Raw genomic sequence first — 22,890 nt, forward strand, 5'->3', positions numbered from 1 at the left:
CGGTCACTGACCACAACCTCCATACTGGAACCGCGAATCTCAGTTGTCAACCATGAACTGAGATTCGCGGCAGCTTTTGCTAGGTTGGTCCCATGCAACGGCCCTACAGCCCCACCATCCGCCGCAGGCGCCTCGGCTTCGAGCTGCGGCGCCTGCGTGAAGAGCACGGCTTCACGCTCGACGACGCCGCCAAGAGGTCAGGCGTGCCGCGCGCGACCATCGGCAAGATCGAGACCGCGGAGTCCCGGCGTACCCGCGCTCGGGACCTGGATGCCCTGGCCGACCTCTACAACCTTGATGAAGAGGGTCGTGCAGGACTGCACCAGCTATCGCGTGAGTCCAAGGAGAAGGGCTGGTGGTCCCGTTACAAGGACGTCTTCAGCGAGCGTGCCCTTCCCGATTTCGAAGCCGAGGCATCCGCCCTACGGACCTACGAAGCCCAGGTGCTCCCTGGTCTGTTTCAGACACCGGACTACGCAGCGGAGGTCTTCAGAGGAGGGCGTGCGACAGACGACCCTGACATCGCTCGCAAAGTGGAAGCTCGGCTCGCCCGTCAGCAGATCCTGTCACGGGTCAAAGCACCTCATATGACAGCGGTCATCGACGAGGGCGCCCTACGCAGAAGCGTCGGTACCCCGACGATCATGGTTGAGCAGTTGGAGCACCTTGAGAATCTGGCGTTGCGGCACAACATCGACATCCAGGTTCTACCTTTTTCGAGTGGTGCTCACCTGGGCATGGCTGGGTCCTTCACCATCATGGAGTTTCCCGAGGCCAGGGACTCTCCCATCATCTACGTCGGCACACCTTCTGATGACCTGTACCTGGAACAGCTGAGCGACATCGAACGCTATAACCTAACATTCAGCAACGTACAGGGCTCTGCACTGTCGGTGACCGCATCCGCGCAGTTCATCGCCAGTCTGCGAGCATCCATGGAGGGTGAGCAGGCATGATCCTCAAGTTCCGGAAAAGCAGCTACAGCGCCCAGAACCAGAACTGTGTAGAGGTCGCCCACATCCCCGCAGGCTTCCGGAAGAGCACCCACAGCGGTCGGGACCAGGACTGCGTCGAAGTAGCTGACCTCCCCTGTGGCGCGGCCGTCCGTGACTCCAAGCACCCCGGCGCCGGACATCTCCCCTTTCCCGCCGCCGAGTGGAGCGGCTTCCTGAGAACCGCCCGCTCTCACTGACCTCCGCACCACCCACGCCCGGCCACCTCCCCCGAGGGCCACGGCCGGGCGTCGCTGTTCCCAGGGAGCAGGCGTCCCGGCCGCCTCGTCCGTCTCCCGTCTCACCCCAGGGAGTTGAGGATGAACAGAAGCAGGGCGGTCAGCGCTACCGAGACCACCAGCGACATGACACAGCCCAGACGGTTGCTGAAGAAGACGAACACGGTACCCCCTCCACTCTCAGCCACTCCCGAAGGACTGAGCACGCTTGCCGGTCCCCTGCCCCGCCCGCCCCGCCCAGGCAAGTGACACACAAAGAAGGAAAGCCAGATTGAGGTGTAGTGACACGGATTTCGGCGACGAAGACAATAAGGACTGCGCGTTCCGCGAACCTACCAAGCAGCACATCACTCACAGCACGCAGTCATGCCAAAATTAGGGCCGTATTAAAATTTTTATAAAAATATTTCAATGCATTACATCAACTTTCGGAAATATTTCCACTTGAGTCAAGTCTGAAGAATCTTTCCTCTCCCCGACTCACCGAAAAAGAAAGGGCATCAATCCTTCTCCTGGAAATTTTAGAAACAACCCTTACATCCCCAGGGGGGACGACAAAAATCATCTCCTCAGAGGGCCCCAAAAAATGCGAGCACTCTTCGTTTACAATCAGCTCGAAATTCCTCAGCGAGTTAAACAAACTCCCCCCCGGACGTCGAATACGAATAATTGACTTGCCTTGGAGTCTAAAATCGGCACTGCCAAAAGACACGACTTGTGCTCCGCTCGCAAAACTATCAAGCTTTTCTACTCTCACAAAGAGCACGATCGAGTAAAACAGAGCAACCGAGGGAGCAAGAGAAACTAGAGCCAAGTATGGAGAGTCCCGCTGGACTGAAAGTGGAACAACTTGGAACACAAAGCAGGCAATGAACAGCGCCCACAGAGTCACAATCCCAAACCTGACTAACTTCTCTGACGATCGGTCATAGAGCACATCTTTGAAATTTGCACCAAGGAAGTTAGTAACTGTAGCACACAAAAGCAGGCATACACCGTACCAGACCCACAGACTTGCCTGGCCCCTCCCTTCCAAGGCCCCTTCACTCAACACTGGTATCCCTGACACAAAAACGAGTGCAATGACAGAAAAAGCTAGCGCCCTCCTCATTAATCAGCCCTCAGCCTAGGAGCAAAGAATTCTGGCATTCACGCCTCCCATGAATTCACCATATGACGAGGCATACCGATTGATATTATTATCAATGCCTCCGTAAAACATCGCCCCGCCGGCCCCAGCTCCAGCAGCAATAGCGGTCCCCACCCCAGCGCCCATTCCCGTCAGGCCCGCAGCAACGACGCTGGCCGCCGCCCCTCGCCAAAGAACGACTTTGGCGAAAGTAGTTTGGATACCTGTAAATGTTTCTTCACACGATTCCATATGCTCTTCGTAAGTCATTCCTCTAAAATTCTCTTTTTCTCCCTTTGAATCAGTGACATCTTTTGCACCCGAAGGAAGGCCGGCAGGGGTCACACTTTCGAAACTAGTTCTACGTTCGTTCTGCTGTACGTCCCGCTCCGTAGCTTTACGACGTGCTGCATCTCGACGTCTCTCCGCAGCGACCCTCGCCGCCCTCTCCCGCGCGGCCTTCACCGCAGCTGCCTTACGCGCCGCAGCGGCCCTCGCGGCCGCCGCCCTCTTCGCAGCCGCGATCTTGGCGGCGCGGATCTGAGCAGCCCTGATCTTAGCGGCGCGAATCTGCGCGGCGCGAATCTGCGCCGCACGGATCGCGGCCTGGCGAATGCGGTACGCCCGGATCGCGGCCAGACGGGCCTGGTAAGCGCGGATCGCGGCCTGGCGGGCCTGGTAGACGGCCCACCTCCGGGCCTGCGCGAAGGCCTTCCTCAGGAACAGACCGTCGGGGTCGGTGAAGGACACCGGGTTGTTGTTGGAGTAGGAGTACCCGTGCATCTGCTCGGGGTCGCTGAAGTCCACGACCGGATCCGGAGAGATGAACGACCCCAACTCCGGTGCGTAGGAGCGCGCCCCGAGCCGGGTCAGGCCGACCTGTTCGTCGATGACTCCGCCGACGAACCCGCGCGAGTTGGGCCAGGACCCACCGACGCTTCCGCGGTCTCCGCCGAAAGCGGTGAACCTGCGCCGGATCGCTTCCCCGGTGAGGGAGTCGATCGCGAGCTGGCCTGTCTTGTGGTGGTCGGAGAAGATCCAGTGCACCCTGCCGTCGTTGGAGCGGCTGGCGACGACTTCACCGGCGTGCTCGTAGAGACGGGTGGACTGCGAGATCAGGTCTTCCTTGTCGTACTTGATCTCCATGCCGGGCAGGAACAGCGTGACCACACCGCCGTCGTCGCGGATCAGCCGCTCGCCCTCGGCGTCGTAGACGAACTCCGAGGTGTTCTGGCCCTCGTGGATGGCCGCGAGCTGGCCCTCGGCGTCCCACTCCAGCGTCTGTGTGCGGTTGCCGTCCTGCCGGGAGGCCATGTTCCCGGCCTCGTCGTAGGTGTAGGTAGCGGTTCCGCCAGCACCGTTGGAGTCCACCCGGGTCACCGCGTGCGGACGCTCCTCCCCCGCCCCGGGACGCTGGTAGGTCCTCTCGACGTCGCTGCCGTCAACGAATCCGTGGCGGGTCTCGGTGAGGCGGTTGCCGAGGTCGTCGTAGGTGTAACTGTTCCAGTACGGCGCGGCGCCGCCCATGGCCTCCCGGGACGGGGTGGTGTCACAGGCCTGTTCACCGCTTGCGGACGTGGTCCACTCGTTGGTGAGGCGGCGCATGTCGTCGTAGGCGAAGCACTGCACGTCCGGCAGCAGGCCCTGGGCGGTGGGTTCGTCCCTGATGCTCAGCACGTTGCCGGCCGCGTCGTAGGAGTAGGTCTGGTCGACCAGCGTCCCATGGCCGATCTCGTGGCTCACCCGCGCGGTGAGGAGCCGCTGAGTGCCCGGGTCGTAGGTTCGCGCGGACCAGGTGGACTTGGCCTGGGTCGATCCGTCGTTGCGGTGGTGCCACCGCTGCATGATCTGCCCGTGGGCCGAGTACGACGTTTCGTGGACGTAATCGAGCGTCTCCACTCCTTCGAGCGAGCCAGCCACCGAGACCGGCAGGCCCAGCTCGTTGTAGGTGTAGCGGACGAACTCGCGGGGCAGCCCTCCTGCCGCGGGCAGTGTCTCCGTCTCGATGGTGCCGTCGGCGTTATAGGTGCTCCGGAACCGGTAGGACCCGCTCAGAGCCCCGTACTCCGGTGCGGAGGGGATGCTGATCGTCGTCGCGAGCGGCCGGCCCATGGCGTCGTAGGAGGCGATGGACGTGCTGTACTGCAGTCCATCGGCATGCCGGGTGGCACGGGTCAGTTCGCCCTTGGCGACGGAGTCGAAGGTCCACGAGGCGAGCAGGGGACCGTTGACTCCGCCCTCCCGCTGTTCGGTCTTACGGCCGAGTTCGTCGTAGGCGTAGACGACCGTCTCGTCCCGGGCGTCGGTCCGGGCCACCATGCGGTCAGCGGAGTCGTAGACGAACGTGGTCGTGCCCCGGTCGGGCTCGTCGGTACGAACCTTGCGCCCCCGCAGGTCGTAGTGGTTGCGCCAGACGTTGCCCGCCTCGTCGGTCACCGTCTCCACCTGCCCCGCCGGGGTGTGGGTGTAGGTCAGAGCGGTGTAGTCGGCTTCGGGGGTGTCGCCCTGGTGCTGGCGCACCTCGATGGTCTGGCCGCGCGCGTTCTTGATCGTGGTGGTGGGGATGGCGCCCGGAGCCGGTGTGACCAGTTGGCGGTCACCGCGGTCCTCGGAAGAGGTCCGCCACAGCTCTTGGCCGTTGGACATGGTCAGGACCTCGGTCGGGCGCTCCGCGCCGTCGTAGACTGTCTGGGTGTACCGGGGGATGAGGTCGTCGTTGCCGCCGGGCACGTCCTTGTTGCCGGGCACGAAGATGTCCTGCGCGGGCGCCTCGTCATTAGTGTAGGCGTGGCGTTCCTTGACCTTCAGACCACGGCTGTCGTAGAAGGTGTCGGTGATCAGGCGTCTGCCGCCCACACCGGGCTCCTGACGCTGGCGTTCACGCAGCAGCCCGTCGTAGATCTGGTAGGTCGAGGAGTAGCCGCCCTCGTTGTTGCGGGTGTGGGTCGCCACCACCGTGGGGGCGTCATTTCGCACGTGGTACTCGAACCGCATCGCCGGATCGTCATCGGACTTCTTCAGGTCGGGAGTCCATACCGCGGTCAGGCGTCCCAGGGGGTCGTAGGTCATGTCACTGCGGTTGCCGTTGGCGTCGATCTCCGCCACGGGCAGCCCGCGTGCGGGATCGAAGTGCTCGGTGGTGGTGTGGCCGAGCGGGTTGGTGGTGGTGACGGTGGTCGGCGCACCGCCCGGCACGGTGGTCGTGTAGTCCGTCTCGGTGACGTTGCCGAGCGCGTCGGTCTCGGAGACGGTGCGCCCGTAGGCGTCGTGTTCCCTCTCCTGCACGACCTGGTAGGTGGGGGTGGAGCCGTCGTACTCCATGACCCGTTGGGAGCTGGTCTCCAGTCCGACGGTGGGGGCGTCTCCGAAGCCGCCTCCGTCGAAGAGGGAGCGCTCGTCGCTGATCAGGTCGTCGGGGTAGGCGGGAGTCGTGCCGCAGCCGACCGCGACCTTCTCCGTGCGGGCTACGGTGTCCAGGATCCTGCGACCGGTGTTGTCCGCGTAGGTGTAGCGGGTGCACTGGTCGTCGTCGGCGTCGTCGAGGTCACCGTGGTCGTGGGTCTGGGTGATGCGGCCCAGGGAGTCGTACTCCGCGCTCTCCCTGCTACGCATCCATCCGTCGCCGACGGCCGTGTACTGGGTGCTGGAGGCCATCCCCGTCATACGGGACTCGAGGGTGCCCCACGAGTAGGTCCGCTCACCGGTGACCCGGCTCCAGGGCAGGGAGATGGTCTTCTCCACGACGTCCCCGCCGGGTCCGTTGAGTGTGGCCTCCTCCAGCGTGAACCCGTTGTACTGGTTGAGGTCGCTGTGCTCGCCGCCCGCGGAGTCGGTCACCGTGGCGGTTCGGGTCCCGTTGGGCAGGCGGTCTCCGTGCATGCCGCGGAAGAAGCGGTGTTCGGTCGCTGACCGGGTGGCGTTGGCATGGCCTTCAATGACGCGGACATGCGCGTATCCGCGCCAGTCGGACCAGGTGCGCCGCTCGTCGCGTACGAACCCGTCGGCGTCCTGGTAACGCCAGGCGGCGTCGCCCAGGTACTCGTAGGCGGTGATGAGGTCCGGCTGTGCGGTGACCAGGTCGTGCTCACTCACCTGGGTCACCACGTACTTGTGGAACCAGTCGGTGTACTCGCCCTTGCCGTCCGCGGTGCTGTTCACGACCGGGAAGCAGCGGGTGCCGTTGGTGTGGGGGTCCGGGAAGTCCCCGGTGTCGCACTCACCACCGGCGTAGCGGATGTCGGTCTGGGAGCCGCTCTCGGTGAGGATCTTCGTGATCCGCCACTTCAGCATGGGGGCGAAGCCGTCGTCCTGGGTGTCGACCCTGTTCTCGAGCTGGGTGCCGCCGAACTCCAGCGTGGGCATGGAGGCGGTGTCGCCCACGTGGCCGGTGTGGGTGATCGACTGCAACCACAGGTCCGGCGGGGTGCCGTCGCCGTTCGCGGGGTAGACGTGTTCCAGCTCCCAGGAGTCGACGTTGTCGTAGGCGGAGCCGTCGTGGACCTGGGTGGTGATGGAGTCCAGCTTCTTGCGGGTCCAGAAGGTCGGGGAGAGTTTGTTGGTGCAGTTCTGCCCCTGCGCGCAGTGCCGGTCGAAGGGGGCGTCCGGCCAGTGTCTGGCGTTGCCGCTGGTGAACTTGTCCTCGGCGCAGTCGAAGCCGTCCGTGGGGATACAGCGCTCGCTGACCGCGAAGTTGACCCGGGCGGGAGCGGTGGCGTGGACGTCGTCGGAACGCAGACCGTAGTTGATACGGCGCAGGTATCCGCCCCGGTCGTAGACCGTGGGGGAGTTGGCCTGTCCGTTGCGGCCGTAGTAGTTGCGCTCCTTGGTGTACTGGTAGGTCATCACGTTGCCGTGCGCGTCCACCACGTAGTCCAGGTTCCACCGCCATGCCTGCTGGCACCAGGAGTTGGCGAAGCTGGAACCGTTGCAGGGCTGACCCGAGTTCCGGCCGAACACCGGCACCGTCCACGCCGAGTTCGTCTCGGCATCGCCGCTGCCGTAGCCGGGAAGCCGGTTCATCCCGAAGTAGTACTGGGTGCCGTCCGTGGTGGTGATGCGCCAGTACTCGCCGTCGTTGTCGCCGTTGGTGGTGCCGGTGAGCCGCTCGATGCGGGACGCGTCGTCGTGGCGCATCCGCCACGTCCCGTCCTCGTCCAGGAACATCTCGCCGGAGCGGCCGTTCAGCGAGAACGTGGCGTTGTGCCGGGACCAGCACAGGTCCCCGGTCTTGGCCGAGTCCGGTTGGCTGTCGGCGCAGGGAACGTACTTGCGCTCGATGAAGCCGGGGTTGTAGTCGAAGCCCTCACCGATCCAGGACGTCTGGTTGTTGGAGGAGGAGACCCTGCCGTCCACGGAGGCCGAGGAGTAGCCCAGTTCGATGCCCGGGGTCAGGTCACCGGCGACGGGGGGTGTGTCGACGGGGTAGCTCCAGGAGAAACTGCCAGTCTGGAGACCGACGTCCCAGCTCGACGTGGCGGACAGGTCGGTGGCCTGGTAGTCGCCTCGGGGGCCCTCCTCCTCTGCGGCCGCGGCCAGGAGCATGCCCTCTCCGCCCAGGGCGGGCACGGTCCCGCTGAGCGTCTGGGCGTCGGTGTCGTTGTCCGTGGTGAACGTGCGCGGAGCACGGTCCTGACACTCGACGGAGTCGTCGAGGAGACAGGTGTCGACCTCGACCAGGTCGAGGCGGCCCCCGTAGTCACCGCCGTAGGCGTTGGCGAAGTCGGAGTAGTCGACCGTCAGGTCGACCGGGCCGACACCGGTCTCGTCGTCGGTCCGGGTCACACGGAGAAGCAGCCCTTCGATCCCCGCTTCCTCGGCCGCAGAGCGGTCGAGGACCTCCACCTGGACGGATTCGACGCTGCTGACCGCCGGATCGGTTTCCTCCACCTCTTCGGGGGCGGATTCGGTTGTGTTCTCCGCTTCGGGTGCGCTGCCGGTTTCCGCTTCCGGCTCTGGGCTCTCCGGCTGTTCCTGCCCCGCGTCCGGACCCTCCTCAGAACGCGCGGGCGCGTCCCCCTGTTGCTGGGGGTCCTCCTCGTCCTCGGAAGCTCCGGTGTCGACGTAGTCCTCGGCTACTTCTTCAACCCACGTTTCTTGGACGTCGTCGGAGACCTGGGCGACCGTGACCAGGTCATCGACGACCTGGAGGTCAGTTCCGGGGTCGGTGAGCCCGGTCTCGCCGACGTCACCGGTCGGCCAACTGGCCTCCAGGGGCTCGGTCAGAGCGGCGTCAGTAGCCGCGTCCTCGGTCGAGGGCGCGTCGAGGGCCCCGGCGATGTCCTCGCCCGGAACGGACGCCTCGTCCTCCACCTCGGGGCGGGTGTTGAAGGTGAGCGAGGACGCGGGAGCGGCCTGGAGGAGGCTGCCGACCAGGACCAGAGTCGCGGCATAGGTCATCGGCCTCTTGATGAAACGGATGACACGGCTGTTGGCCATGGTGCGAGCTTGTGGACGCGAGGGCTTTTCCTGGTCCGGCTCGGGTGTTCTCGCAGCGGAGTTGGACGCGTTCGGGGGCAGGTCGGACACGGCGTGCCTTTCTGACAGCGGCCGAAGCACAAGGGGGATGAGGGCGAGGACGCGGGGGGGCGGTCTACCGCTTAGAGCCTGGGGACCGGCGCGATTCCTTCCCTGACTGCGAGGATCTCGTGTTCGTCGAACACGCCCTGGTACAGGAAGACGTCGCTGATGTCTCCGGCCCAGGCATCGGAGAGCTGCTGCTCGAAGCGTCCGCCGCCGATGACGACCGGACCGTTGGCGTGCCAGGCGTCAGGCACCTCGGCCGTGCCCTGCTCGACACCGTCGAGGTAGAAGGTGGTGGTCCGCGAGGTGTGGTCGTAGGTTCCGACCAGGTGGGTCCAACGTCCGAACTCGGCGTGCTGATCGGATCTCGCCCGGTGCCAACCCGAAGCTCCCGCGGTGTCCGAAGGCGGATTCTTCAGCATCCACTGGTGGGAATCTGCTGTGTACTGGTAGCCCAGGTAGAAGCCGCTGTGATGAACACCGTCCTGGGAGACCGCCGTGGAGTTGTGCCCGACCTCGTCCAGGCGGACCCATGCCGCGACGCTGTAACTGCGGTCGGTACGGATAGCCGGGCCTTCGGTCGTGATGCGTTCGGGGACGGCTGGGTTCAGGCTCACACCAGGAGCGAAGGTGACGTCGTTGAGGGCCTTGTTCCACGCGGTCAGGGGGTCGCCGTGCAGGGTTGCGCCAAGACCGTGGTCGGAGGAGTCCGCGGCGAGGGTGCCGTCGGTCTCGTCCAGTTGCCAGCGGCCTTCCAGCGCGATGGGGCGGTTGGCCAGGGTCCAGACCTCTGAACGCGCCTCGGTGTCCTCCCCCGTGACCTCGTCGGTGACCACACGGTCCCAGACCCGTACGTCGTCGATGGCTCCGGGCCAGGCGTCGTAGAACTGACCCCGGTACCTGGCACCTCCGATGACCAGGGGGCCTTGCGCGTTCCACGGGGACTCCTGGACCGCCTCGCCCTGACGTACTCCGTCGACGTAGAGGACGAGTTGACCGGTCTCTGGATCGTGGGTTCCCAGCAGGTGGGTCCACACCCCCGTCTCAGCGGGCTCGTTCGAGTAGACGCGCCGGGAGATACTGGTCTCGTCTCCGTCGAAGGGGGCCTGTTTGAACACCCAGTTGCCCTCGGCAGTGTGGTTGTAGCCGAGGTAGAAGCCGCTGTGCCGTTCACCGTCCTGGGACACGGCCGTGTGGTTGGCTGTGGCCTCGTCCAGACGCACCCACGCCGACACGGAGAACGCGCCACTGGTGTCGACCACCGGTGCGTCGGTACGGGCGTGGCCCCCGTCCGCCGTGGTCAGGCTGGTGCCTTCCAGCTGGTAGCGGCCCTGTCGGACACCGCCCACTCGGCCTCGAGTCCAACCGGTGTCACCACTGGCCGTGGCGGTCCTGTCCGGGTCCGCCGCGTCGACGGCGGTTCCCCCTGTGCCTTCGTCGAGAGTGAAGCGGGAGATCGGGGCGCTCGGGGGCGCGACCAGGAAGTAGTACGCGAGTTCGCACGGAGACGAGTTGCCGTAGGCGTCGACAGTGCTGGCGTAGATCATGTTCGCCCCGCTACGGCTGGGCGTGATCGGGATCGTGGCACTGGCCCCGGGCTCAGCGAGCTTCACCTCGGTCGTGCACGAGGTGTCATTGAGGCTGTAGTAGTACGAAGCCGCCTGTTCGACGCCGTTGTTGGAGAAGGTGAAGTCGCCGGTGCGTCCGGCGCTGCCGTGCAGCGCGTCGTCGGCCGGGTAGTCGGTGGAGGCCACGATGGGACCGGTGTCGGGCTTGGATGTGTCGATCTTGATCCAGCACCAGTCCGACCACGGGTAGCCCCACTCGGTCTCGTCGTGTGCGATCGCCCGGTATCCCAACACCTCGCCCTCGGGAAGTCCGGTGGCGGTCACCGCGCGTTCGGAGCCCTCAGGCCAGTAGCCCACGTCGGCGTAGGAGGAGTCGGCGTACTCACGCGGTTCGGTGCCGTTGACCCGCCACTCCACACGCAGCTTGAGCTTCTGGCCGCCCCAGGCGGCGCGCGCGTCGTAGTCGCGGACAGTGGCGCGGAACGTGACGGTGGTGTTGTTGATCAGTCGCGGGTTGTCCTGGTCCGTGGAGCACACTCCGCCCAGGGAGTCGGACATGCTGGAGGTGGCCACCTGGGAGGGCGTGTTGTTGTAGTTGATCACCAGCACGGGCGGCTTACCGTCGATGTCGATGCGCCGCCAGGCGGAGTTCGAGGTCTCGTCGCGTTCCTTCAGCCGCAGGTAGACGTAGGACTCGTCGTTGTCCGCGCCCCACTGGTAGGCCTCGGTGGCGTCGAACTCCGTACCTCGGTCGGACGGGCAGGCGGCCCAGCCATCCCTGATGTTCCGTGTGTCGAGCAGAGTCCTCGCGGTGGGTTGGTTGTTCCAGGTCGTCCTGTTCGTGAAGCGGTCCACTCGGTGCAGCTCCACGTAGGAGTTGCTGTTGCAGGTGGAGGCCCACTCCACCTCGACGCGCATCGTGGCCGAGTGGATCGTGGTGGTGTCCTGCTTGATGCGTCCCGGAACGGAGAACTGGAAGAACGCGCGGCGGGTGTACGTGCCGGTGTGGTCGGAGTAGCGGCCCACACCGACATTGTCGATCTTCTTGTTGTGGTTGGCCTGGTCCGGGTAGGCCTTGTCGACATAGGCCCAGTTGAGGCGGCTGGCGCTGACCGAGGGGTCGATGTAGAGCGGGAACTCGGTGTCCTCCCCGGTGAGCAGCCCCTGGTCCGGAATGAGACGGATGGAGTCAACGCCGATCTCGGTCTCGACCAAAGCCGTGCGGGCTCCCGTGGTCGGCGCCAGGAGCGGGTTCTCACCGGCAGCCTCGTCCTGGCCGGTGGAGTCCCACATCGCCGGGGCCTGGGCTGTGAAGACGCTCTGGCCGCCCTCGTCACCGATGGCCTCGATGTTGCCGTGTTCGTCGGCGACGACGCTCACCCCGGTGGCGTTCAGGGGGAGTTCGAGTTCGGCCAGTTCCGGGGAGGCCGCGGCCTCGGGGGTGTGCACCACCAGGACCTGGGTGAAGCCCTCCACCCCGGCGGTCAGGACCAGGTCCACGTCCGGCAGCACGTCGGCGTAGGTGGCCTGGTCGCCGTCCAGGGTCGGCGTGGGCAGGTCCGCGACCCAGTCGAGCGCGACGCTGTTCGAGCCGATGCCGATCCGGGCCATCGGGGCGTCGCCGCCGCCGGAGAAGGCGATGTCCATGCCCGCCGCCCTGGGTCGGACGAGACCGTCGTCGCCGGCGACCAGGGTGGTGTCCACGTCCACCCAGCCACCCCCGGAACGAACCCGAACGGGGATCGCGGAGACCTCGGCGGTGAAGGTGCCGTCGGGGTTGGCGAAGTGCTGGGTCTTCTCGTCCGTCAGGGACGGGATCTCCACCGGCTCCCCGGTCTGCTCCGCCAGCGCGAGCGCGTCGAACTCCTCGTTCCCGCTCTGCGTGCCTTCGCTGCTGGGCGATGTGGACTCGTCGTCGGCCGCGGCGGGTACCGCGGTCAGGAGTGACAGGGCCAGAGTGGCAGCGGTGGTCACCGCCGCTACCCGGGTCAAGGGGGAGAGCATGGGGGATGCCTGTCTTGTGTTGTCGTGGTGGAACACCGTTCCCCGAGGGACAGGGACACAGTTTCTTCAAACCGGACAGAAAGCTACTAGTCACTCTGATGAGGGCACAAGGCACACGAGAGTTTTATTGTTCGCCCCAACGAAGTCAGACCTCCACTCGAACAGGTTGACATGGGCGCAAACCTCGTTGGCCGGATCCGGCCAACGGGTTCTCGTCCCGAGGACACCGTCCTCGCGGGCACGCTGTCCTTCACCCTGTGGTCGCAGGTGCGAATACTGCTGATTCTCTACAAAGCCGCAGTTCACGGTCTGTTTTTCTGCGGGTTCGAGAGCGAGGGCCGCTACCGGGAAACCGACGTGTCCTCGCCCAGGCCAGCTTTGAGGACAGTGCCCGGCATTCTCGGGAGTACCCGTCCATGTCGCCTACGCAGCCACCGGCACCTCGTGGACGCGCTCGCGACAGTCCTGGAACCAGCCCTGCTTCTCGACGGCGACCGCGTCCAAGGTGGCCGGGGAGAGTTCTCCATGGGTGGGGAAGCTCTCAGTCCGCTTCCGGAGAGTCCTGGACCGAGACGAGTCTCGACCAACGCGGTGGAACGAGGTGTGCCCATCAGACAGGTGAGGGGCAGAGGCGGCCCGAGCAGGGGTTCCCCATCAACAGCGATGGCGAGCTCCCCGTCGGGCAGCAAAGGTCACCGGGAGAAATACCGCTTTCTTCCCGTGGTAGAAAAAATTCCATGCCAGCCAGAAGTAGCATTCCGGGCCACGAGGTCGGGAGTCCCTCGCAGGACCTGCCGCCCGGAGTGCCACAGCCGTGGGACCCCGCCGCGCCCACCTCCTCACCAGCGCCGACGGAGTCAACGGCCCCCGCCAGTTCGGACGGCGCAGCCCAGCGAAGCACCCGTCCCCCGGCGCGCGATTCCCACTTGGACAACGCCAAATTCCTCCTCATCACGCTGGTGGTGGTGGGACACGCCATCGAGCCCCTGCTCGACCAGGGAGCGGCACGGGCGCTGTACTACTGGATCTACTTCTTCCACATGCCCGCGTTCATCCTCGTCAGCGGATATCTGGCGCGCTCGTTCGACGGCTCGCCCGCACGTGTCGAGAAGCTGGTCCTGTCCGTCGCCGTGCCCTATCTGGTCTTCTGGGGCATCCATAAGGGGATCTACACGGTCGAAGGCGGTGAGCTGCCCGAAACGCTGTCCCCACTGGAGCCGACCTGGACCCTGTGGTTCCTGATCGCCCTCTTCGTGTGGCGGCTGAGTGTGCCGGTGTGGCAACGCCTCAAATATCCGGTGCTCATCGCCGTGCTGATCTCGCTTTTCGCCGCATCGGTGGAACTGGGAACGACGATGTCCCTGGGCAGGGTGCTCAGTTTCCTGCCGTTCTTCGTGCTGGGTCTGTGCCTGCGGCGAGAGCACTTCGCGCTTCTGGCGCGCACACGGGTACGCGTCGTCGCGCTCGTGTTCCTGGCCTCGACCGTGCTCCTGGCTGTTCCTCTGGCCGAGCGGTTGGACAAGGACTGGTTGTACTGGGTCCACAGTCTGACCGACCGCGCCATCGATCCGCTGCTCCCGAGTGTCCTCATCCGTCTGGGCCTCATGGGGCTGGCTCTCCTCATGACCGCGGCGTTCTTAGCCCTGGTTCCGCGACGCCGCACGTGGTTCACCGACGCTGGTCGGCACACGATGTACGTGTTCCTCTGGCATTCGGTCGCCTTCATCCTGCTCAAGGCATCGCCCTGGTACGACTCCATCGACGGTGAGAAGGGGCTGGTGGTCACCGTCCTCATAGGGCTGGCCCTCGTCCCGCTGTTGTCCTCGTCGTGGGTTCGGCGCTCCACCCACTGGGTGGTGGAACCGAAGGCCGGGCGACTTCTCCGCGAGGACGTTTCCCGGAACGGCCTCTCCGGCAGTTCCTGACGCGGCCGGAACCGGACCGGGGCGACGAGGCGCCCCGGGGCTCCGGGCAGAGCGACGACCCCCGGCTCGCGCGACACATCGGTATCAACCTGACGTAGGAGTCTTGCATCTGCCCGATAAATCATGAAGGTTTTCTCCTAGGGCAGACCCGGACGCCGCGCGCGGTGACCGCACCGGAGCGCGTCCCTTCCGGCTGCTCGCTGTCCGCACGACAGAAGCCGGAAGGAGCCCACGTTGGCGAAACCGCACCGGAACCGTCCCGCTCATCCGCCCGCCCGGGGGGCGGGCCGGGTCTCCCGAGCCGTCGCCCTGGCCGCAGCGCTCACCGCGTCGCTGCTCCACGCGCCGCACGCGGCGGCCGCCGCTCCGGCCGTCCCGGCGACGAACACCTCCGCCGAGCCGTGCGCGGTCGATCCGCAGGCGCCGCCCAAGCGGCAGATGCGCGCCGAGTGGATCTCCTCGGTGGTCAACATCGACTGGCCCAGCGAGCAGGGCCTCTCACCCGAGCGGCAGAAGGCCGAGCTGATCGACCTGTACGACCGGGCGAAGGCCGACGGGCTCAACGCCGTGTTCGTGCAGATCCGGCCGACCGCCGACGCGTTCTGGCCCTCACCGCACGAGCCCTGGTCGGAGTGGCTCACCGGCACGCAGGGCACCGACCCCGGGTACGACCCGCTGGCGTTCGCGGTCGAGGAGGCGCACGCCCGCAACCTGGAGTTCCACGGCTGGTTCAACCCCTACCGGGTGGCCATGCACGACGACCCCTCGCGCCTGGTGGCCGACCACCCGGCGCGGGTCAACCCGGACTGGGTGTTCGCCTACGGCGGCAAGCTCTACTACGACCCGGGCATCCCCGAGGTGCGCGCGTTCGTCGTCGAGGCGATGATGCACGCGGTCGAGAACTACGACCTGGACGGCGTCCACTTCGACGACTACTTCTACCCCTACCCGGTGGCGGGCGAGACGGTGCCCGACCAGGACACGTTCGCCGAGTACGGCGGAGAGTTCGGCGACATCGGGGACTGGCGGCGCGACAACGTCAACCGCATGGTCCAGGAGATGGACGAGGCGGTGCACACCGCCAAGCCGCACGTGAAGTTCGGCATCAGCCCGTTCGGGATCTGGCGCAACGACACCAGCGACCCGAACGGCTCCGACACCGGCGGGTTCGAGTCCTACAGCCAGATCTACGCCGACAGCCGCAGGTGGGTGCGCGAGGGCTGGGTGGACTACATCAACCCGCAGGTCTACTGGGAGATCGGCCTGCCCGTGGCCGACTACGCGGTGCTCGTCCCCTGGTGGGAGCAGGTCACCGAGGGCACCGACGTACACCTCTACATCGGCCAGGCCGCCTACAAGGTCGGCAACGCGGGCGCCTGGTCCGACCCGGACGAACTCTCCCGGCACCTGGACCTGAACCGCGAGTACCCGGGCGTGGACGGGGACGTCTACTTCAGCGCGAACTCGCTGCGCACCAACGCCAGGGACGCCATGGACGTCGTGGTCGAACAGCACTACGCCAACCCCGCCCTGATCCCGGTCAAGGAGGACCTGGGCGGGGCCGCTCCCGCACCGCCGGTGGTCACCGCCGCCGCCCGGGCCGACGGCGGCACCGAGCTGACCATCCGCCCCGGACGCGGCGGCAGGCCCGCCTACTACGCGGTCTACGAGCTGGAGGGCGCACCCGGACGGCAGGAGGTCCCGTGCGAAGTGCAGGACGCGCGCGCACTGATCGGCACGGTGCGCGCGGCCGAGGACGGTGGCGAGACGGTCTTCACCGCGCCCGGCGGCGGTGACGTGACCTACTACGTGACCGCCCTGGACCGGCTGCACCACGAGAGCACGACGAGCAACCCGAGGCATGTGCCCCGGGGCTGACCGGCGAACCGCGGGGCCCGGCGCGCGTGCGCCGGGCCCCGCGGCCGTTCCCCTTCGGACCTCGAACCCCGACCATCACCCGCGCACGCCTCGAACAGCGACCCCTCCTCCGCCCGGGGGACGGACAGCACCCCCGCAGCGCCCCCGCGGACCGGCGCCGCCGCGGTCTCCTCCCCCGTTTCCGTCTCCGCACACCACCGTCCCCGCTCCGGACCCGCGCCCGCGCCGCCGCGGTCCGCACCGTGGTCGGTCCGTGACACCACGGCGACGGACCGGCGAAGAACGCGCCAACTCCCCCGCCAGGACCTGGCCACGGCGCGCACCGCTGGGCCAGACTCGCCGGGACCGTTCGCTCCCCCGCTAAGGACCGCAGAGGATGACCCTCCCTCCACGCTCCCCCCGACTCCTACCCCCGCTGCTCGCCCTCGCCGTCGGCGCCGCCCTGCTCTCCCCCGCACCGGCGGCCTCCGCGTCGCCGCTCCCGGCCGAGACGGCCCAGGCCGTGGCCTCGCCCGTCGACCACGTGGACCCGTTCATCGGCTCCACGAACGGCGGCAACACCTACCCCGGCGCGGTCCGGCCGTTCGGGATGATCTCCTGGAGCCCGACCACCACCCGCGGGGACCAGACCGACACCGGCGCGGCCAACGGCTACTCCTACGACGTCACGCGGGTGCGGGGCTTCGCCCTGACCCACGTCAACGGCGCCGGGTGCCACCCCGGTGCCGCCGGTGACGTGCCGATCATGCCGGTCACCGTGCCCGTGGAGAGTTCGCCCAGCGCCGACACCCGCGACGAGGTGTACGCGAGCGACTTCGACCACGCCGACGAGTCCGCCTCCCCCGGCCGCTACACGGTGACCCTGGAGAACGGGGTGCGCACGGACCTGAGCGTCACCGACCGGGCCGGTGCCGGGGAGTTCGACTTCCCCTCGGACACCCCCGCCAGCCTGCTCTTCCGCACCTCCAACTCGCTCAACGGCAGCGAGGACGCCGACGTCCGCATCGACGCGGAGGCCCGCACGGTGAGCGGTTCGGTGCTCACCGGCGCCTTCTGCGGACAGCGCGCCAACGGCGGCGAGAACAACCGGAACTCCTACTACCGGCTGCACTTCACCGCGCACTTCGACACCCCCTTCACCGAGGTGGGCACGTGGGAGGACGGCGAGCTGAAGCCGGGGGCCACCACCGCCTCCGGGGGTGAGGGCTACGTCCGCGACCAGCGGCGGGGCCGGGGCTCGGGCGGCTACGTCTCCTTCCCCGAGGGCTCCGACGTCGGCGTGCGCGTGGGCATCTCCTACGTCAGCGCGGAGAACGCCGAGGCCAACCTCGCCGCCGAGATCGCCCCCGGGCAGAGCGTGGACGCGGTGGCCGCGTCGGCGCGCGAGGCCTGGAACCGGCGCCTGCGCACGATCAGGGTCGGCGGCGGCACCGGGGACCAGCGCACCGCCTTCTACACGGCGCTGTACCACTCCCTGCTCCAGCCCAACCTGGTGAGCGACGTCGACGGCCGCTACCCGGGCATGGACGGCGAGGCGCACCGCGTGGCGGACGGACAGGACGCCCAGTACACGAACTTCTCCGGCTGGGACCAGTACCGCGCGCAGGTCCAGCTGCTCGCGCTGCTGGAGCCCGGGGTGGCCGGGGACTTCGCGCAGTCCCTGCTCAACTTCTCCGAGCAGAACGGCGGCGTGTGGGACCGCTGGGTGCACATCAACGGGCCCACGCACGTGATGACCGGCGACCCCTCGGCCGCGACGCTGGCGACGTTCGCCGCGATGGGCGTGGACGGGTTCGACGCCGAGGCCGCCTACGCGTCCCTGCGCACCCAGGCCACCGAGCCGCACCCCGACGGCCTGTCCGACGCCGGGTGCCCGGGCCAGTGCGAGGGCCAGCGCCCGAACCTGGAGCGCTACCTCGAACTCCACTACGCGCCGCAGGACGACTGCCACTGCTGGGGCGGGGCAGCGGAGACGCTGGAGGCCTCCGTGGCCGACAACGCGCTCGCCCAGTGGGCGGAGCGCCTGGGGCGCGGGGACGACGCCGCGATGTTCGCCGAGCGCGGCGGGTACTGGCGCAACGTCTACAACCCGGAGGCCACGCCGGAGGCGGGCTACGCGCAGGCGCGCGACGCCGACGGGTCCTGGGTGAGCCCCTTCGACCCCGGGCGCGACACCGGGTTCGCGCAGGGCACGAGCGCGACCTACACGTGGATGGTGCCGCACGACGTCGGCGGCCTGGCCGAGGCGATGGGCGGCCGGGAGACCGCGGCCGAGCGCCTCGACGGGTTCTTCCGTACCCCCGACGGCGCGTGGTCGGTGGGCGGCGGCGACCCGCTGCGCTACGACCCCACCAACGAGCCGGGCATCCACGCCCCGTGGATGTACAACGCGCTCGGGCAGCCGTGGAAGACCCAGGAGACGGTGCGCGAGATCGTGGACACCCAGTACGGGACGGGGCCGGGCGGCCTGCCCGGCAACGACGACCTGGGCACGATGTCGGCCTGGTACGTGTTCTCGGCTTTGGGCCTGTTCCCGCAGGCGCCGGGGCGCGGCGAGCTGCTGCTGTCGGCTCCGGTGTTCTCCTACGCCAGGATCGCGCCGGGCGGGCGCGAGCCGATCACCGTCGTCGCCCCGAACGCCGGGCCGGACACGCCCTACATCGGTTCGGTGCGCCTGGACGGGCGGGAGCACACGCGCTCCTGGCTGCCGGAGTCCTTCCTCGGCGGGGGCGGGCGCGTCACGCACGTGCTGGTCAGTGAGCCCAACACCGCGTGGGCGACCGCTCCGGAGGACCTGCCCGTCGACCACTGAGGACGTGGTCGGGCGCCGCGCTCCCGGGCGCGGTGCCCGACCACGGCCGGGTTCCCGAGCAAGTGGGGTACCCGCCCATGATCGGGTTTCCGAACGGCCGTGGGGGCCGAGCCGACCTCCGCGTGAACGGATTCCGGAAGGGTCGTGGGGACCGCCGTGACCGTCGCGGGGTCCGGCGCGCGCCGGGCCCCGCGGCCGCTCACCCGGCGGCGTGCAGCGGGCGGGCGCGCAGGGCCGCGACGGCCGGGACCAGGCTCGCGAGCAGCCCGATGCCCACGACGGCACCGGCCAGCGGCAGGTACTGGTCCAGGGGGACGGCGAGCACCACCGTCCCGCCGCCGACGAGGGCGTGGCCCACGGCGGCCACCCCGGTCAGCGCCGTGGCGGTGCCCAGCGCCACCCCCGCCAGCGACACCGCCAGGGCCTCCCCCGCGACCATCCCGGCGACCTGGGCCCGCGAGGCCCCCACCAGCCGCAGCAGGGCGAAGCTCCGCGCGCGGGCCGAGACGGAGACCACGAGGGCGTTGACCGCGCTCACCCCGGCGAAGCCCGCCACCAGGGCCACCATGAGGTGGGTGATCCACGCGTCCTCCTGGCCGAGCCGGGCCTGGTCCGCGATGTGTCCGGCGCGGTCGCTGACCCGGAGTTCGGGCCCGGCGTCGATCGCCTCCTCCAGCAGGGAGGCCGTCCTCCCGGCGTCGGCCGAGGGGTCGAGCACCACGTACAGGCCGTTGTGCAGGGTGTCGAGCATCCGGGGCGCGACGGCCTCCTCGGGCAGCAGGACGTCGGGGAAGTCGAGCCCCGCCCGGTACAGGACCGACACCCGGGCCGTGAACCCGGTACCGTCGGGGCCGAGCAGTTCCACGGTCCGCCCCGCGCGCCACCCCCGGCTCCGGGCGGTGTCGGCGCGCACGGCGACGCCGCCGGTGCCGAAGTCCTCCCACGCGCCACCCTCCACCGCCAGGTCGTAGATCCGCGGCACCGTCTCGGGTTCGACCAGGTGGGTGGTCAGGTACGGCCCGCCCGCGGAGGTGACCGTCTGGCGGTAGCCCCCGGCGGCGGCGACCCCGGGCACGCCCTCGGCGGCCTCGGCCGCGGACGCGGGCAGGCCCACGCCCAGGGCCCCGGACACCACCAGGTCGGCGGCCAGGCGCTCCCCGTAGGCGCGAAGGCGGGCCTCGGTGGTGGTGGTCTCCTGGAAGAGCAGCAGGCAGGCGACCGCCGTGGTCACCAGCAGGGGCGTCATGACGCCCGCCACCCGGCGGACGTCGGCGCGCGCCTCCCGGTCGGCGACCAGGGAGGCGGCCCTCCTGCGGGTGAGCGGGCGCAGCAGGAGCAGCACCGCGTGGACCAGCACCGGGGAGAGCAGGACCGCGGCGGCGACGAGGACCAGCGCGGCCGTGGCGGCGGCGGTCACCGCCACCACGGTTCCGGCCAGGCCCCAGGCCGTCGCGAACAGGGCCGCCGCGCCGCACAGGACCACGGTGCCGAGCACCGGGCGGGCACGGGAGAAGGAGACGGGTTCGGCCTGCGCCGCGCGCATCGCCTCCACGGGCGCGATCCGGCCCGCGGTGAGCGCGGGGCGCCAGGAGGCCGCCAGCGGCACGGCCAGGGCCAGCGCCGCGCCCGCCGCGAGCGGGGGCCAGCCCAGGACCAGCGCGAACCCGTCCGGCAGCGCTCCCAGCTCCGCGAAGAGCCTGCTCAGGAGCAGCGCCAGCGCCGTACCCACGACGCAGGAGAGCGCGGCGGCCACGCACCCCAGGACCAGGGCCTCCCCGACGACGAGTCGGCGCACCAGCCCCGGCCGGGCCCCGGCCAGGCGCAGGAGGGCGAACTCCCGGGCGCGGTCGCGCACGGTCAGGGAGAGCAGGCCCGCGACCGTGACGGCGGCCACCGCCAGCGCCAGCGCGGCCATGGTGCCCAGGAACCGGCCCATGCCCGAGGCCAGGTCCCGGTTCTCCCCGTCCAGGGCCAGCGCCGTGGAGCGTTCATCCCCGGTGAGCACCCGGGCGCCGGGCGCGGCCTCCTCGACCGCCCCGGCCAGCCGGTCGGGGCCGGTTCCCTCCCCGGGCCAGAGCAGGGCCAGGACCGGATCCCCGCCCCGACGCGCGGCCTCGACGGGTGGGAAGAACAGGGCCCGGTCCGGGGCGCCGCCGCGCTCGACGGTTCCGGTGACCAGCACGTCGGCGGTCCCGTCGGAGGTCAGGACCCGCGCACGGTCGCCGGGGGTGAGCCCGGCGTCGGCGGCGGTGCGGGTGTCGAGGACCACCTCGCCCACGCTCTCGGGGGCCCGCCCGGTGGCGGGGGTGAGCCCCTCGGCCTCGGCGAGCGCCCATGAGTGGCCGAAGGAGCGGTCGGAGTGGCCGCCGAGCGTACGGTCGGCGGTGACCACGTAGGCGGAGAAGGGCGCCTCGACCGCCGTCCGGCGCACACCGGGGAGGCGCTCCAGTTCCGCTACGGTATCCGGGTCCAGCCGGGGCGGTTCCCCCAGCGGGGAGGCGGTGATCCCGGCCGCGGCCTCCTCGGGGACGGCCGTCACCACGACCGGTGCCCGTGACAGCGTCCAGGAGGCCCCGGCTCCCCCGGCGGCCACCCGCTCGGCCGAGTCCTGGAGGGCGAGGACGGCCGTGGCCAGCCCGGCGCCCAGGGCCACGGTCAGGACCGACAGGGCCAGTTGGCGCGCGCGGTCGGCGGCGCCGCGCAGAACCATCCGCATCACGCGGCACCGCCTCCCCCGTCGCCCGGGTCCGCCTCGTGGTGGCGCGGGTCCTCTTCGAACTGGTCCGGGTGGGGCGTCCGACCGGTCGGCACCTCGGGTGGCATGGTGGGCGACGCCGTGAGCGATGCCGCGGCCACCGTCTCGGGCAGCGCCGCGGGCGGGGCCGTGCGCGGCACGCCGGGTACCGCCCCGGGTGGCATGGTGGACGCCGACGCGGGCAGCGCCGCGGCCACCACCCCGAGTGGCGCGTCGTGGTGCGTCGCGCGGTTCACCGCTCCTCCAGACGTCGGATCCAGGCCGGGACGGAGTCCGCGGTGGGGTCGGCCAGTTCCCCTTGGACGCGTCCGTCGCGAAGCATGAGCACGCGGTCGGCACGGGCGGCGGCGACCGGGTCGTGGGTGACCATGACGACGGTCTGCCCGTGGTCGGAGGCGGCCCGGCGCAGCGCCTCCAGGACACCGGCCCCGGAGCGGGAGTCGAGGTTGCCGGTGGGTTCGTCGGCCAGGAGCACGCTCGGCCGGTGCACCAGGGCGCGGGCGACGGCGACGCGCTGCTGCTGGCCCCCGGAGAGTTCGAAGGGCCGGTGGCCGAGGCGGTCGGCCAGGCCGAGCGAGTCCACGAGGTGGTCGTGCCACGCCTCGTCCCGGGGCAGGCCGGACAGGCGCTGGCCGATGATGATGTTCTCCCCCGCGGTCAGTGAGGGGAGAAGGTTGAAGGACTGGAAGACGAACCCGAACGCCCGTGCGCGCAGCCGGGTCAGGGCCGGTTCGGCGAGACCGGTGATCAGCTGGCCCTCGACCGTCACCGTGCCCGCGTCGAGGCGTTCCAGCCCCGCCAGGCAGTGCAGGAGGGTGCTCTTGCCCGAGCCGGAGGGGCCCATGACCGCCGTGAACCCTCCCCGGGGGAAGGCCGCGTCCACCCCGGCCAGCGCGTGGACGGGGACGCCTCCCCTCCTGTGTGTCCTGGTCAGCCCGGACGCCCGCAGCGCGTGGGGTGCGGCGTCGGCTCCGGCCCGGTCCCGGACGTGCCCGTCCATGGCGAACTCCGCTCGTCTCGTCGTGTGGAAGGGGCGTCGGCGCCCTTGTCCGGCCCCCTCGCAAGAGCC

11 protein-coding genes and 1 pseudogene are annotated in these 22,890 nt (G+C 68.9%); 5 read left to right on the top strand and 7 right to left on the bottom strand.

Annotated elements, in window-relative coordinates; genetic code table 11:
• Positions 1 to 92: 92 nt before the first annotated feature.
• Both NDAS_RS17335 and NDAS_RS17340 read left to right on the top strand, forming a co-directional pair.
• On the top strand, positions 93 to 956 hold the full coding sequence (locus tag NDAS_RS17335) for a helix-turn-helix domain-containing protein (protein ID WP_013154508.1): 864 nt from the start codon (positions 93 to 95) through the stop codon (positions 954 to 956).
• A complete protein-coding gene (locus tag NDAS_RS17340) occupies positions 953 to 1,192 on the top strand; it encodes a DUF397 domain-containing protein (RefSeq protein WP_013154509.1) in 240 nt (79 codons plus the stop codon). Before NDAS_RS17335 ends, NDAS_RS17340 begins: the two co-directional genes overlap by 4 nt.
• A 101-nt stretch (positions 1,193 to 1,293) precedes the next feature.
• Here NDAS_RS17340 and NDAS_RS29595 read toward each other — a convergent pair whose 3' ends face one another.
• From NDAS_RS29595 to NDAS_RS17350, 4 genes and pseudogenes are all read right to left on the bottom strand, one after another.
• Positions 1,294 to 1,419, bottom strand: coding sequence for a hypothetical protein (locus NDAS_RS29595; RefSeq protein WP_280114197.1), 126 nt, complete (start codon positions 1,417 to 1,419; stop codon positions 1,294 to 1,296).
• Positions 1,420 to 1,652: 233 nt separating this feature from the next.
• Positions 1,653 to 2,123, bottom strand: a complete 471-nt coding sequence (locus tag NDAS_RS28650) for a hypothetical protein (RefSeq protein WP_126624997.1) — start codon at positions 2,121 to 2,123, stop codon at positions 1,653 to 1,655.
• Positions 2,124 to 3,095: 972 nt separating this feature from the next.
• Positions 3,096 to 8,795, bottom strand: a pseudogene (locus NDAS_RS29090) (RHS repeat-associated core domain-containing protein); the annotation flags it as partial.
• 161 nt (positions 8,796 to 8,956) lie between these two features.
• The gene (locus tag NDAS_RS17350) at positions 8,957 to 12,451 is read right to left on the bottom strand and encodes a LamG-like jellyroll fold domain-containing protein (RefSeq protein WP_013154512.1); all 3,495 of its coding nucleotides are present in this window, start codon (positions 12,449 to 12,451) and stop codon (positions 8,957 to 8,959) included.
• Positions 12,452 to 13,377: 926 nt separating this feature from the next.
• On the opposite strand from NDAS_RS17350, the gene NDAS_RS17355 reads away from it, so the two are divergent.
• The 3 genes from NDAS_RS17355 to NDAS_RS17365 all read left to right on the top strand — a co-directional run bounded on the left by NDAS_RS17355 (position 13,378) and on the right by NDAS_RS17365 (position 19,066).
• Positions 13,378 to 14,376 carry an acyltransferase family protein gene (locus tag NDAS_RS17355; protein WP_197724893.1) on the top strand — a complete coding sequence of 333 codons (999 nt, stop codon included), beginning with the start codon at positions 13,378 to 13,380 and terminating at the stop codon, positions 14,374 to 14,376.
• A gap of 234 nt (positions 14,377 to 14,610) precedes the next feature.
• Positions 14,611 to 16,254 (top strand): glycoside hydrolase family 10 protein, encoded by a 1,644-nt coding sequence (locus tag NDAS_RS17360; RefSeq protein WP_013154514.1) that lies wholly within the window; start codon positions 14,611 to 14,613, stop codon positions 16,252 to 16,254.
• Between the two features lie 376 nt (positions 16,255 to 16,630).
• Positions 16,631 to 19,066, top strand: a complete 2,436-nt coding sequence (locus NDAS_RS17365; protein ID WP_013154515.1) for a GH92 family glycosyl hydrolase — start codon at positions 16,631 to 16,633, stop codon at positions 19,064 to 19,066.
• Between the two features lie 199 nt (positions 19,067 to 19,265).
• Here the strand turns inward: NDAS_RS17365 and NDAS_RS17370 are convergent, their stop codons facing one another.
• Genes NDAS_RS17370 through NDAS_RS17380 form a run of 3 tightly spaced genes read right to left on the bottom strand, consistent with a single transcriptional unit; the run spans position 19,266 to position 22,821 of the window.
• Positions 19,266 to 21,782, bottom strand: coding sequence for an ABC transporter permease (locus NDAS_RS17370; protein ID WP_013154516.1), 2,517 nt, complete (start codon positions 21,780 to 21,782; stop codon positions 19,266 to 19,268).
• Positions 21,782 to 22,057, bottom strand: a complete 276-nt coding sequence (locus NDAS_RS17375; RefSeq protein WP_013154517.1) for a hypothetical protein — start codon at positions 22,055 to 22,057, stop codon at positions 21,782 to 21,784. The genes NDAS_RS17370 and NDAS_RS17375 overlap by 1 nt, the downstream gene beginning before the upstream one ends.
• Complete coding sequence (locus tag NDAS_RS17380) at positions 22,054 to 22,821, bottom strand: ABC transporter ATP-binding protein (protein ID WP_013154518.1); 768 nt, start codon at positions 22,819 to 22,821, stop codon at positions 22,054 to 22,056. The genes NDAS_RS17375 and NDAS_RS17380 overlap by 4 nt, the downstream gene beginning before the upstream one ends.
• Between the last annotated feature and the right edge of the window lie 69 nt (positions 22,822 to 22,890).

It is taken from the genome of Nocardiopsis dassonvillei subsp. dassonvillei DSM 43111 (assembly GCF_000092985.1).
GTDB classification, from domain to species: Bacteria; Actinomycetota; Actinomycetes; order Streptosporangiales; family Streptosporangiaceae; genus Nocardiopsis; species Nocardiopsis dassonvillei.